This is a genomic window from Bariatricus sp. HCP28S3_F11 (genome assembly GCF_052065395.1).
In the GTDB taxonomy this organism is placed as follows: Bacteria; Bacillota; Clostridia; order Lachnospirales; family Lachnospiraceae; genus Allocoprococcus.
Genome location: NZ_JBQHUC010000009.1, coordinates 43,547 through 55,850, shown reverse-complemented (window position 1 = coordinate 55,850; position 12,304 = coordinate 43,547). Strand labels below are relative to the sequence as shown.

Annotated in this window: 13 protein-coding genes; 5 read left to right on the top strand and 8 right to left on the bottom strand. The window is 44.4% G+C overall.

Going from position 1 to position 12,304, the window contains the following annotated elements; all coding sequences use genetic code 11:
• Window positions 1-14: 14 nt before the first annotated feature.
• The 3 genes from ACTNBR_RS06370 to ACTNBR_RS06360 are packed head-to-tail and all read right to left on the bottom strand — an operon-like array spanning window position 15 to window position 1,106.
• Window positions 15-302 (bottom strand): 4Fe-4S dicluster domain-containing protein, encoded by a 288-nt coding sequence (locus ACTNBR_RS06370; RefSeq protein ID WP_441042685.1) that lies wholly within the window; start codon window positions 300-302, stop codon window positions 15-17.
• Between the two features lie 28 nt (window positions 303-330).
• The gene (locus ACTNBR_RS06365) at window positions 331-810 is read right to left on the bottom strand and encodes a hypothetical protein (protein WP_441017180.1); all 480 of its coding nucleotides are present in this window, start codon (window positions 808-810) and stop codon (window positions 331-333) included.
• Window positions 811-821: 11 nt separating this feature from the next.
• Window positions 822-1,106, bottom strand: coding sequence for a hypothetical protein (locus ACTNBR_RS06360; RefSeq protein ID WP_441017181.1), 285 nt, complete (start codon window positions 1,104-1,106; stop codon window positions 822-824).
• A 271-nt stretch (window positions 1,107-1,377) separates the two neighbouring features.
• Here ACTNBR_RS06360 and ACTNBR_RS06355 point away from each other — a divergent pair, with 271 nt between their 5' ends.
• From ACTNBR_RS06355 to ACTNBR_RS06345, 3 genes are all read left to right on the top strand, one after another.
• Window positions 1,378-2,463: an extracellular solute-binding protein gene (locus ACTNBR_RS06355; protein ID WP_441017184.1), complete on the top strand. Its 1,086-nt coding sequence runs from the start codon at window positions 1,378-1,380 to the stop codon at window positions 2,461-2,463.
• A 92-nt stretch (window positions 2,464-2,555) separates the two neighbouring features.
• Complete coding sequence (locus tag ACTNBR_RS06350; RefSeq protein ID WP_441017187.1) at window positions 2,556-3,551, top strand: ABC transporter ATP-binding protein; 996 nt, start codon at window positions 2,556-2,558, stop codon at window positions 3,549-3,551.
• A gap of 5 nt (window positions 3,552-3,556) precedes the next feature.
• Window positions 3,557-5,230: an ABC transporter permease gene (locus tag ACTNBR_RS06345; RefSeq protein WP_441017190.1), complete on the top strand. Its 1,674-nt coding sequence runs from the start codon at window positions 3,557-3,559 to the stop codon at window positions 5,228-5,230.
• 392 nt (window positions 5,231-5,622) lie between these two features.
• Here the strand turns inward: ACTNBR_RS06345 and metG are convergent, their stop codons facing one another.
• The 5 genes from metG to ACTNBR_RS06320 form a co-directional block, all read right to left on the bottom strand.
• A complete protein-coding gene (gene metG, locus ACTNBR_RS06340; RefSeq protein WP_427820133.1) occupies window positions 5,623-7,527 on the bottom strand; it encodes a methionine--tRNA ligase in 1,905 nt (634 codons plus the stop codon).
• A gap of 58 nt (window positions 7,528-7,585) precedes the next feature.
• A complete protein-coding gene (locus tag ACTNBR_RS06335; RefSeq protein ID WP_441017193.1) occupies window positions 7,586-7,834 on the bottom strand; it encodes a hypothetical protein in 249 nt (82 codons plus the stop codon).
• Window positions 7,835-7,927: 93 nt separating this feature from the next.
• Window positions 7,928-8,146, bottom strand: a complete 219-nt coding sequence (locus ACTNBR_RS06330) for a type II toxin-antitoxin system HicA family toxin (protein ID WP_441017196.1) — start codon at window positions 8,144-8,146, stop codon at window positions 7,928-7,930.
• Window positions 8,125-8,550, bottom strand: a complete 426-nt coding sequence (locus tag ACTNBR_RS06325) for a hypothetical protein (protein WP_441017199.1) — start codon at window positions 8,548-8,550, stop codon at window positions 8,125-8,127. Before ACTNBR_RS06325 ends, ACTNBR_RS06330 begins: the two co-directional genes overlap by 22 nt.
• Window positions 8,551-8,726: 176 nt before the next feature.
• The gene (locus ACTNBR_RS06320) at window positions 8,727-9,209 is read right to left on the bottom strand and encodes a GNAT family N-acetyltransferase (RefSeq protein WP_441017202.1); all 483 of its coding nucleotides are present in this window, start codon (window positions 9,207-9,209) and stop codon (window positions 8,727-8,729) included.
• A 184-nt stretch (window positions 9,210-9,393) separates the two neighbouring features.
• Here ACTNBR_RS06320 and ACTNBR_RS06315 point away from each other — a divergent pair, with 184 nt between their 5' ends.
• Together ACTNBR_RS06315 and ACTNBR_RS06310 are read left to right on the top strand one after the other, a co-directional pair.
• Window positions 9,394-9,753, top strand: coding sequence for a BlaI/MecI/CopY family transcriptional regulator (locus tag ACTNBR_RS06315; protein WP_441017205.1), 360 nt, complete (start codon window positions 9,394-9,396; stop codon window positions 9,751-9,753).
• Window positions 9,754-9,755: 2 nt separating this feature from the next.
• On the top strand, window positions 9,756-12,302 hold the full coding sequence (locus ACTNBR_RS06310) for a M56 family metallopeptidase (protein WP_441017208.1): 2,547 nt from the start codon (window positions 9,756-9,758) through the stop codon (window positions 12,300-12,302).
• Window positions 12,303-12,304 lie beyond the last annotated feature (2 nt).

Below are 12,304 nucleotides of genomic sequence, written 5' to 3'. Positions count from 1 at the left end.
TCTTCCTTCCTCCTTTATTCTGCCAGGCGAAGTGCTCCCGTATTGCACGCCCTCACACACGCCGGTTCCAGTCCACAGGCCACGCGGGTTGCGCAGCCGTCGCATTTTACAATTTTTCCTTCTTTATCATATCTCGGAATATCATGCGGACAGACTCTCGCACATGTTCTGCAGCCAATACATTTTTCTTTGTGCAATGCGACAACAAATCCATTTTCCGTCCGTTCAAACACCTTCATCGGGCACTGCTCCATACAGGATGCATCCGCACAATGAAGGCAGCTTCTGGTTATATAGCTCACAAGCCCGCTCTTCCGGGATGTACGTTTCTCATAGATCCGGGGTGAAACCGCATCGGCCTTCATTTGCAAGCCACGGCATCCGGTAGGTTCTGGAATGGAAGAGCTGTGGTTTTCTGCTGCCTGTCGTCAGAATCAGCGGGTATTCGTCCATCGGAAGTTTTTCCCTGAAATCATGGTAAACCGGAAGTGCCTCATTTCCTTCTTTATTACATGATGCCATGATGCTAGAGACAAATTCAATCTTTCCGCTCGGTGTCTTCACCTGCAGAATCTGTTCCGATGTGCGCCCCGGCATGATTTTCCTTGCCTTGATTCCTTTTGGCGCCTGCCTGATTTCTTCCAATGTGAGTCCTGTCGCCGAAACAGATTTCCTCAGATAATCCTCATGGCACCTGATCGGTTCTTCTCCCCCGATTGTAATTCCCAGTTTTTCTGCCAATCCGGTAATCACATCCATATCGCTCCTCGCCTCTCCCATCGGTTCTACTACCGGTGCCTGATAGTACACGGTGTCTGCGCCTAATACGGCAACCTGCTCCCGTTCCAGAGACGTTTCATCGGATACAACAGTCGATCCGGATGATAAAGTGACTGCTTCAGCGCAGCCCCTTTCACGCAGATTCGCCCGTTCGAACCGGGCATATCTTTATTTCCTTCTACCTTGATCACTTTTCCGTCTTTACAGTAGGCATCCACCAGACATGATCCCCCACAGAATCCGCAGATTCCGGTCTTAACCGTAATGCCTGTCTCTTCACAGGGAATCTTTGCCCGTAAGAGTTCCTCCTTCTCTAGTGCTTTCATAGTTTTCTCCTCGATATTTTTTCCATTTTACTATTGCTTCTATCGTAAATTTCTTTTTTCTAAATGTCAATCGAGCCTGAAAACTTGAATACATAATTAGTAATTTCAATATTTTCCCACTAAATATTACGTTTCTTGATATTTTGAAGCTGATATATAGTTTTTTTCTATAAAATAGTGCTGTAATGTTTATTTATTAGCATTATTTTCTATAGTGCGTTATAATTGTCATGCCCTTGAGGCAAAATATAAAATTATTGGGAGGACAATTATGAAGAAAAGACTACTTGCAGCACTGCTTGCCGGCATGATGGTATTCTCACTGGCAGCTTGCGGAAGCAAAGAAAGCACAACAACAGAAGACCAAAAGGAAGATTCCAAGACAGAGGAGTCTGCAGAACTGGAAGATTCCCTCGTTGTATACTCTACGCATTCAGAAGACATGTTAGAAGAAATCTGCAACGCATTTACCGAAAAGACCGGTGTAGAGGTTGAATACATCAACCTGAAGGGTGAACTTGCCGACCGTGTCAGAAGTGAAAAAGACAACCCGCAGGCAGACATCATGTTCGGTGGTGATACTGCAACCTATATGCTTCTTCAGGATGAAGGATGCTATGAAGCGACAAAGCCTGAATGGGCTGGTGATCTTCCGGATGATTTCAAAGATGCAGACGGATATTGGTACGGAACTTATAAAACACCGGTTGTGATGTTCTACAACACCGACTTAATGACAGCAGAAGAAGCTCCGAAGGACTGGAGCGATCTGGTAAAACCGGAATATTCAGGAAAGATCATCACGCGTGATTCTCTTTCCTCTTCTATGCGTTCCACCATCGCCGCTCTCGTAAGCTACTATACCGCAAATGAAAGCGAAGAAGCTGCATGGGAATACATCGAAGGCCTGAATGCAAATATCAAGAATTACTACAACAGCGGAAGCATGATGTTCCAGGCTATCGGGAAAGGCGAAGCAGCCATCTCTATCGCAGTACTTGACAACATCATTGACAACAGAGACAACAACAGCATGCCTCTTGAAATCGTAGATGCAACAAGCGGCGCAATCACAATCACAGACTGTATCGCAGCAATTAAAAATGCACCACATCCAAATGCTGCAGCCGCTTTCGTAGAATTCGTGGGAAGCAAGGAATGTGAAGAAATGGTTGCAAATTCTTTCAACCGTATGCCGGCTCTCGATGCTGCTCTGGAAGGTGCTCCGGAATGGATGAAGACCGGATATGCTCCGATGACTCTTGACTGGGCTGATATCAGCGCAAACCAGTCTGCAACACTGGAAAGATGGGAAACCGATTATATTGACGGCAACAAGACCGTGCAGTCCAATTAATTGATACCAATCGGCAAACACCATAAACATTTGGAAATAGTGGGGCGCTGCTCCACTATTTCTGTATGTTCAATTCTATGAGGGAACAAAATATGAGTGACATTATCCTAAAAAATATTTCACACAGCTTTGACACGACCCGAGTTCTTGATTCTGTAGATATCACCATTAAGAAAGGGGATTTCTTCACACTTCTCGGCCCGTCCGGGTGTGGCAAAACCACTCTTCTGCGTATACTGGCAGGTTTTATCCGCCCAACCGAAGGGCAGGTACTGATCGGAGATACCGACATCACAGAATGGGCACCGGAAAAACGCAACATGGGAATCGTCTTCCAGAATTATGCACTATTCCCAAACATGACCGTTCACGAAAATATATCCTACGGTCTGAAAATCCGGAGACAGTCCAAAGCCCAAATTAAAGAGAAATGCGACTACTACATGGATCTTGCGGGTCTGAAAGAACTGGAAGGCCGGCGTATTAATGAATTGTCCGGCGGTCAGCAGCAGCGGGTTGCCATCGCAAGGGCTCTCGTCATTGAACCTCAGATGCTGCTTCTGGATGAGCCAATGTCCAATCTGGATGTAGCGCTCCGCGTGAAAATGCGCGAAGAGATCCGTGCCATCCAGAAAAAAACCGGAATTACCACATTATTTATCACCCATGATCAGCAGGAAGCGCTTTCCATCTCCGATCAGATTGCGGTAATGCGTGACGGAAAAGTCCTGCAGATGGGCGCACCGGAAGACATTTACAATCATCCAAACCAGGAATTTGTGGCAAATTTTGTCGGTACATCCAACAAAGTCCCCCAGAATCTTTATGAAGACTTTGGAATTTGCAGCCACACTGACGCCCCATATCTCTTTGTAAGACCAGAACATATGGCGATTTCCCACGATCCGCAGAACGGAATCCCTGCCCGCGTGGAAGAAGTCAAATTTTCCGGCATGTATTATGAATACACGGTTACCACAACGGATAACACATACCGCGTTATCGAGATTAATCGTGGAGATATTTCCAAAATCTGGCATGTAAATGACAGTTGTTTTGTTAAAGTTGCAAATATAGGCGGGGTGTAGAAGATATGAAAAAGGGTAAAATAAGCATTTTCCGCTATCTATGGTATCTGATTCTCGGATTCCTCATACTCGGCTATATCATCGTTCCGTTTTTCCACACCTTCATGCAGGCACTGGAAACGGACTCCGGTTATGGGCTTGACGTGTTCCGGGAATTTTTTCAGAATCCAAACCAGCGAAAGGTTATCGGAAATACGGTTCTTCTGGGAGCCGCATCCGTACTGACTTGCGGAACCATCGGAATTATGCTGGCAATGTATATGACCTTTCTCGCCGGTAAATGGAAAAAGTTCGTTCACATTCTGCTGCTCAGTCCGATGATGATTCCAGGTGTTATCACCGTAATCTCATTTATCCAGCTTTACGGCGAGAGTGGAATCCTGACCAAAGGAATCCAGTATCTCCTTCACCTGGAGCAGATTCCATTTCAGTTTCAGGGATTTGGTGCCATCGTTTTCGTGGTAACGTATACACAGTACGTCTACTTTTACTTAAATGTCTATGTAGCCATGAAATATGTTGACAATTCCAGCATCGAGGCGGCAAGAAGTATGGGTGCCTCCTGGTTCCAGATTTTCAAAGACGTAATCTGGCCGGTCATCATCCCAGCTGTACTCTCCTCCGTGATTGTGACATTTGCATCCGGAATCAGCTCTTTCTCCGCTCCGAATCTGATCGGAGGCAGCTTCAAGGTGCTGAGCACGCAAATCGTAAAATCAAAGGCCAACAATCATATGGAAATGGCATCTGTTCAAGTTGTTGTATTATTTCTCATCAGCATGATCGTGATGCTGACGATCCAGTATTACAGCAAACGGTATGGGAACTATGCGTCGGACCGAAGCACAGCGATTGCGCCGCTTAAGGGAACGCATAGCCTGCTGTCATTCATAAGCCGGATCATCATTTTTATTCAGATCCTGTTGATCCTATTGCCGATCATCACCATTGTGTACCTTTCCTTCGTCCCGACAAGCTCCATCATGCAGGATATTTTCCCGCATACATTTACGTTGGAAAACTACCTGATGATCTTCCAGAAAACGCGAGTACTGAAACCACTGATCAACAGCTTGAAAATGTCTGCCATAGCAGTCATAGCCGGTCTTGTCATCACCGTGCCAAGCTCATACATGATCGTAAAATACAAAAGCAAATTCCACGCTTTCCTCAAAGTCCTGCTCATGCTCCCGTGGACCATGCCGGCAAGCGTTGTAGCCATCAATCTGATCAACGCATTCAGCCAGAAAAGTATCTTTGCCTTTGGGAATGCCTTGATCGGCGGGTTTTACATCGTTCCGATCGCCTATACGATCAACTCCATCCCGCTGCTCCTTAATTCCAACGAAGTGGCAATCATGGGGCTGAACAAAAATCTCGAAGAAGCATCAAAAAGCCTGGGTGCCAACATGGTTCATACATTTTTCCGTGTGATCATGCCAAATATAGCCCCCGGAATTATGGCCGGTGGCGTACTGGTACTGATTCGGACACTGGGAGAATACACCATGTCCGCATTGCTCTACGGCGTATTTAACCGACCGATCTCGATTTCCATGGTGACCGCCATGCAGGAATATAAGATGGGACTTTCACTGGCATACGGCGTGATTGTTATCCTGATCTGTTATACGGCGCTGGGATTTATTTTTAAATTGGATAAGAAGCGGTTCTTCTAGGTGACTAGGGGACGGGTTTTCAGTCACACAGCCACATTAATAATAATGAAGCAGTGATCAGGAGATTAACAAAGTCTCCCATCACTGCTCTATTTTCCTCTCCACTTATTCCACTTGGAAATCAAAGCTCTTTTATAATATTTATCATAAACAACCAACAAACCTAAAAGCATAATGATTGTTTCAATAACAAGTGCAAGAAACATAGTCTTTTTTGAATATGCCTCCTCAATGTAAATCATAAAAACGGGAATTCCCCATATTCCAAACTCAATGATAGTACTCTTGGTTTCAAGATAATACTTAGATTTATTTCTTCATTTTCGAGTTAGGGAGGACAGGTTCCTTGACTCACTCACAAGTGAGTCAAGGAACCTGTCCCCCAAAAATCACTAGCAGATTTCCGCTCCTGCCGGCATCGGTTTTTCCGGTGTCATCAGTGCAAGATTGCCGTCTGCATCTTCTGCGCAGAGCAGCATTCCTTCAGACAGAACGCCTGCCAGTTTTGCAGGTTTTAAGTTTACAAGTACCATTACTTTCTTTCCGACCATTTCTTCGGCGGTGTAATGTGCTTTGATTCCGGATACGATCTGTTTTACCTGGCTTCCGATCTTCACCTGAGAGCAGAGAAGTTTTTTGGATTTCTTTACTTCTTCGCAGGCGATGATCTCGCCAACCTGAAACTGCATTTTTCCGAAATCTTCAAATGTGATCTCCGGTTTTGCTTCGATGTCGATCACATTTTCGTCTTCTTCTTTCTCTTCTTCAACCGGCGGATGAAGTTCTTCTACTTTGGCAAGGACTTCATTGATGTCCAGTCTCTGGAAGAGAATTTCCGGTTTCTCTACTACATGTCCGTCGCCGAGCTGAGCCAGGATCTTCTCAGAAGTTTCCGGCATGAAGGATTCGAGAAGGCGTGCGCCTGCGGAAATGCTCTGGATCAGATTCCAGAGTACAGTTTCCAGACGGTCTTTCTTCGCTTCATCTTTTGCCAGTGCCCACGGCATGGTTTCGTCAATGTATTTGTTGCAGCGTTTGAAGAGATTGAAAATCTCCGTCATGGCATCTGCCACACGCAGTTCATCCATCTTCTTTTCTACCAGAACCGGTGTATTTTCGGTCACTGCTTTCAGGTCTGCATCCACTTCTTCTGTCACACCTTTATTCGTTACGGTTCCGCCGAAGTATTTATTTGTCATGGAAACGGTACGATTTACCAGATTTCCAAGTGTATTTGCAAGGTCAGAATTGAGACGTTCTACCATCAGTTCCCATGAAATTACACCGTCATTTTCAAACGGCATCTCATGCAGAACAAAGTAACGTACCGCATCCACTCCAAAGAAATCTACCAGTTCATCCGCATACAGAACATTTCCTTTGGATTTGCTCATCTTGCCGTCGCCCTGCAGAAGCCACGGATGTCCGAATACCTGCTTCGGAAGCGGAAGGTCCAGAGCCATCAGGAATATCGGCCAGTAAATGGTATGGAAACGGATGATATCCTTTCCGATCAGATGAAGGTCTGCCGGCCAGTTCTTGTTGAATAATTCTTCGCTTTCACCGTCACAATGATAACCGATACCGGTGATGTAGTTTGTCAGCGCATCCAGCCATACATAAGTGACATGCTTCGGATCAAAGTCTACCGGAATGCCCCATTTGAAGGATGTTCTGGATACACAAAGATCCTGAAGTCCCGGAAGCAGGAAGTTGTTCATCATCTCATTCTTTCTGGATACCGGCTGGATAAACTCCGGATGTGTGTTGATGTAATCGATCAATCTATCCGCATATTTGCTCATCTTGAAGAAATATGCCTCTTCTTTTGCCGGCTGTACAGGGCGTCCGCAGTCCGGGCATTTGCCGTCTACAAGCTGTGACTCTGTAAAGAAAGATTCACACGGCGTACAGTACATTCCTTCGTAATATCCTTTGTAAATGTCGCCCTGATCGTACAGTTTCTTGAAAATCTTCTGTACTTCTTTCTCATGATAATCATCGGTTGTACGGATAAATTTGTCATAGGAAGTATTCATCAAATCCCAGATCCGCTTGATTTCTCCTGCTACATTGTCCACGTATTCTTTTGGTGTGATTCCGGCTTCTTCTGCTTTGAGCTCGATCTTCTGACCATGCTCATCAGTTCCTGTCTGGAAGAATACATCGTATCCCTGACTTCTCTTGTAACGTGCGATAGCATCTGCAAGCACGATTTCATAAGTGTTTCCAATATGCGGTTTGCCGGATGTGTAGGCAATCGCAGTTGTAATGTAATATTTTGGTTTATCTGCCATTTTGATTCCCTCTCTTTATAAAAAAATCCCGTCTTCCTAAAAATAAGAAGACGGGTTATTACCGTGTTACCACTTCTACTTCACTCTCACCCTCACGGATCAGAGTCTCTGTAAGTGCATCTGCACTCATCCGCTGTAACGGGCGGAACCCATCGCAGCCTTGCAGGGAAAATGGAATCACCTTTCTTCCTGTTCGGTGCGCTGCTCGGAAGCCATGTTCGGCTGATCTTTCCTCATCCCTCTCAGCATACGGGATTTCTCTGTAGAAGTCCAAAAAGCTTACTCTCTTCGTCATTGCTTTTATCATATTTTGTTCGACTCTCTCTTTGTGTCTTTGAAAATCGTATCATATTCATGGCCGAATTGTCAAGACTACGAGTGGATTTGTAGCTTGTTCTGACTATATATGTTCATTGAAATATTCTTGTGTCACTTTTAATTGTTTCTTCAATATTTCCTTCCACATTCTTGTATGTATCTCTCCTAAACCTTTAGAAACTTTCGTCATCCTGATGCTTCCGTCATCGTCTATCTTCCGATAAAAATAATGATCCGTATCTTTATACAATTCCCAGCTATCACGCTCACAAAATCTCTTTAGCTCTTTCCATCTCGGCATTCAATACTCTCCCCTATCTTCTTGGGATCATCCATAATAAGTGCTTTGAAGATATACGGCACATGTCCTTTTCTGTTTGGACTACGTGAATACAACGCATAATCATCATAATACTCTGCCGAATACTCTAAGATAGACTTTCCCAGCAATTCTCGTGCCTCTAATTCCGTGCACCCATTTTCAATTAAATCAATTTCATTTAAGGATAACGTGACTGTGCCATCCTCTTCCACAAATCTATCTGCAGTAAAATGATACGCTTCCAGAATTTCAGACATCGTTTCCAGATTTGAGAACCACATCTTATCCCTGGTCCGCTTAATAAATTTCGGTTTATCATGAATCACGCTGTCGCAGACAGAACTCCATTCTTTTCTTACTGTTGTTGCCTGTTCCATTAACATATCCATCATCTCCTTATATACCTCCATTATAACAATTTGCGTACACAATGTCAATATTGTACAAAATGTACATTTATTATATGAAAGTATAAACAAAAAAATTCCACTATTTTTGGCTGATATTTGCAAACTTCAAAAGAAAAACCATTTATCTTTCACATAACAGCACTTCCCCATCAAAATTCCAACCGCATCTGGTACCACACCACATTCCCATGTACCGATTCCGAAACTCCTTCATTTACAAACCCAAATTTTGCATAATAATGAATCAGCCTGTCTTTACAAGTAAGCACCACGCCTTTTCTTCCCTGTTCTCTGGCCTCTGCAATGACCTGTCTGAGAAGTTTTTCGGCACATCCCCGTCTCCGATATGACGGAATCGTATTGACTCCGAAGATCATCTGCCATTTTCCGTCTTCCTTGTGCAGCGATGCATTTTCATACATCTCATCTGCCAGGTCCGGTTCATCGGTCACCATTCCGTTAACAAATCCCACCAGTGTATCCCCGTCAAAAAGAAGCCAGAAATAATCCGGGTAAACAGTAAGTCTTCCTTCAAAATCTTTTTCCGTAGCCGCTTCCGCCGCCGGGAAACATTCTGCTTCTACAGCTGTGATTGCTTTCAAATCTTCTATTGTTGCTTTTCTGATCTTCATATATACTACCTCATTTCTCTTTCATGATCGACATTCTTCCTTCAAGATAATACCTTCTTTTCGCATGCGATACAAGTTTTTCCTCATAAAATCCTCTTCTCTATTGACATATTAAGTCTATTATTATAGACTAAAAGAAAAGCAAGTCTATTCTCATAGACCATTTTGTAAAGGGGGTTTTAAAATGGATTTAAAATTATGTGACAGTGAATATCGTTTTATGCTTCTGGTGTGGGAGTCTGAGCCGGTACGTTCCGGTGATCTGGTGAAGCTCAGTCATGACCGGCTTGGCTGGAAGAAGTCGACCACCTATACAGTCATCAAAAAGCTCGCAGAGAGAGGGTTCTTAAAAAATGAAGATACCATCGTTTCCTCGCTGGTTCCGAAGGAAAAATGTCAGGCTGTGGAGTCCGATTATTTTGTAGAACGGACTTTTGAAGGTTCCCTGCCGGGGTTCATTGCCGCCTTTCTGGGTGGCAAGACGATTTCGGAGAAAGAAGCGGAGGAAATCAAACGCATGATTGACGAACATAAGGAGGGATGATTATGAATCTGATCCGGGAAATATTCCTTACAATTTGCAATATGTCTTTCACAGCAGGCATTGTGATTCTCCTCGTACTGCTTGCAAGACAGCTTCTTCGGAAATCACCGAAAATATTCTCTTATATGCTGTGGGGAATCATTGCGTTTCGCCTGATCTGCCCGTTCTCATTTTCCAGCCGATACAGTCTGTTCAGTCTGGATCTGTTAAGCAGGCATATCTCCTCCGGGAATCAGATGATCTGGGACACCACAGACGATCTGCAATCTCCTAATGTTATCTATAACGGCAATACGGCGGGTAACACGAGTTCAGGAGGCACACCATCTGATATCTCCGAGGCAGTCGATGTTTCAAAGCAGACCTCAGCAGAGAAAGCAGCAAGTCAATCCGAAACCAACCGGCAGCCTTCCGGTTCAGGCGATACAAATGCCGGATCCACAGTAACTGCCGGTTCTTTCCCCTCTTCTGCTGCTTCGCCTGATTCCGAAAGATCAGCAGAATCTTTGCAGGGAATTTTTACTGTTACTGATATCATGATTGGAATCTGGATTTCCGGTATCCTGCTGTTCCTTACTTATCAGGCGCTTTCCGTCAGACGGCTGAAAAAGACGGTTGCCACCGCCGTAAAATACGAAGATGATATCTATGAATGTGACAGCATTTCCGTCCCTTTTGTTATGGGATTCCTGCGTCCGAAGATCTATCTTCCTTTCCGTCTGAGTGAGACGGAGCACCAATGTATCCTTTTGCATGAGCGATACCATATTCGCCGCCACGATCATCAGTTGAAGGTGCTTGCCATCCTTCTTCTTGGTGTATACTGGTTCAATCCTCTGGTATGGATCGCCTATTATTTCATGTGCCGCGATATGGAGATGAGCTGTGATGAGCATGTTCTTCTGAACACGGAAGCGGATTTCCGTGAACCATACAGCCGCACGCTTCTCGGATTTGCCGCAGGCAGAAAGTACCATACTGCCGTAGCTTTGGCATTCGGCGAGACTTCTGTTAAAAGCCGTATCAAAAATATACTGAATTTTAAGTCCCCGGGAAAACCGGTAATCGCCGTCAGTATTGTAATTTGCCTTCTTACTGCTCTGCTGGGCTGTGGGAATGTTCTGAATCAGAGCTCTATGCGCAATAAGTCAGGCACCGCTACAGTTTCGTCTGACGGAATTGAATACGAATACCGTGTTTCTTCTGACATCAAAAGCATGCTTTTTTACCAGGAATGCTATACTGACGGAGAATTGACCGGATATCAGATCCTGCAGCATGCCGACTTCACAGAAAATGGGCTGCCGCGCAAAGGGAATTTCACCGTAAAGCGGGATTTCAACTACCCGGACGCTTCCCAGCGGAATGCTCTTTTCTCCGTAAATTTCGAAAATACCCAGGCTGATTTCAGCGTTTCCAATGCCATCCATTTCTTCGGAATGGCGGAGAATTATTATTTGGCGAACACCTCCGCTTGGGCTGATATTGTTCCCGATAAGGAGATCGTCCTTGCAGCATGGCATTTTGACGACGGCGAAGGTGTATCTGCTATTTCCTGCAGTGAATACATGGATAAGGCCAGGAAAACGGAACTCCTTTCACAAAACAGCGGAGACATCCTGTACTACCTTGTTTTTTCCCGGAAAACAAGTGATGAACTTCTGGAGGCATATTCTGTTTCTGAGCGTGCAAAAGAATTGTATCAGTCAAAAAATCCCTATTTAGGCGATGTCGTGGCTGATGAAACTATTTTGCAGCTTATAAATATCTCTTCTTTTGGAGAATATACTTTAAAGCTGAATACTAAGGAAACCGACTATGGTATTACAATAAACTTTGCAGAATCTCCCCGCAATGAGTATACCGCCTATAGCGATATGCTGAAAAAAGCCGCACTTTTTCTGATACTAACCGATAATGCCGAATATGTTGAGTGGACATACCCTGCCCCGGACGGGACCGAAATGAGGAGGTTTAGATGTACTGCCGAAAATCTGGAACAGATTCTTCAAATAGAAGATATCAAAAGCTTTTCCTCCTCGGAGGCGGATCTGCAAATATTCTTAACCGAATATTTACAGGCAATACGTCAATATTACGAACCGGCTGCAAATTTCGGAGAAAAATCAGAAAGTCCGGACGGCACATTGTATCAATACACCAGATATATAATCGGAAAGCGAAATGGTGAAACAACCGACAACATTTACAAGATCCTCACAAATGAAGAAGCTGTAACCATGTCGGACGTCGAAGAAGCACTTCTGGCAGGCGGGAAAAGTGAAAAACTGTACATACTGAAGGAAAGCAGTTCCCAGGAAGATGCAGAATCTTCCACCTCCGGATCCGATGGATTTCTTGCACCTGACGGACGCGTTTATAAATATAAAGCGCTGTTTACAGGACGCCATCCAAACGCAGCCTCCGACAGCACTTATCTGGTATATGCAAATGACGCGGATCTTACATTTGACGATATAACGAACTATATCTTTGGAAGTACCTATCCCAAGGAAAGGCAAATGTATATCATTCCCCAGCCAGAATAAAA

Excerpts from the sequence above, each read along its gene's own strand:
- ACTNBR_RS06360 (WP_441017181.1), bottom strand. The coding sequence starts at position 1,106 with ATGAAAGCACTAGAGAAGGAGGAACTCTTACGGGCAAAGATTCCCTGT.
- ACTNBR_RS06355 (WP_441017184.1), top strand. The coding sequence starts at position 1,378 with ATGAAGAAAAGACTACTTGCAGCACTGCTTGCCGGCATGATGGTATTC.
- ACTNBR_RS06350 (WP_441017187.1), top strand. The coding sequence starts at position 2,556 with ATGAGTGACATTATCCTAAAAAATATTTCACACAGCTTTGACACGACC.
- ACTNBR_RS06345 (WP_441017190.1), top strand. The coding sequence starts at position 3,557 with ATGAAAAAGGGTAAAATAAGCATTTTCCGCTATCTATGGTATCTGATT.
- metG (WP_427820133.1), bottom strand. The coding sequence starts at position 7,527 with ATGGCAGATAAACCAAAATATTACATTACAACTGCGATTGCCTACACA.
- ACTNBR_RS06335 (WP_441017193.1), bottom strand. The coding sequence starts at position 7,834 with ATGATAAAAGCAATGACGAAGAGAGTAAGCTTTTTGGACTTCTACAGA.
- ACTNBR_RS06330 (WP_441017196.1), bottom strand. The coding sequence starts at position 8,146 with ATGCCGAGATGGAAAGAGCTAAAGAGATTTTGTGAGCGTGATAGCTGG.
- ACTNBR_RS06325 (WP_441017199.1), bottom strand. The coding sequence starts at position 8,550 with ATGTTAATGGAACAGGCAACAACAGTAAGAAAAGAATGGAGTTCTGTC.
- ACTNBR_RS06320 (WP_441017202.1), bottom strand. The coding sequence starts at position 9,209 with ATGAAGATCAGAAAAGCAACAATAGAAGATTTGAAAGCAATCACAGCT.
- ACTNBR_RS06315 (WP_441017205.1), top strand. The coding sequence starts at position 9,394 with ATGGATTTAAAATTATGTGACAGTGAATATCGTTTTATGCTTCTGGTG.
- ACTNBR_RS06310 (WP_441017208.1), top strand. The coding sequence starts at position 9,756 with ATGAATCTGATCCGGGAAATATTCCTTACAATTTGCAATATGTCTTTC.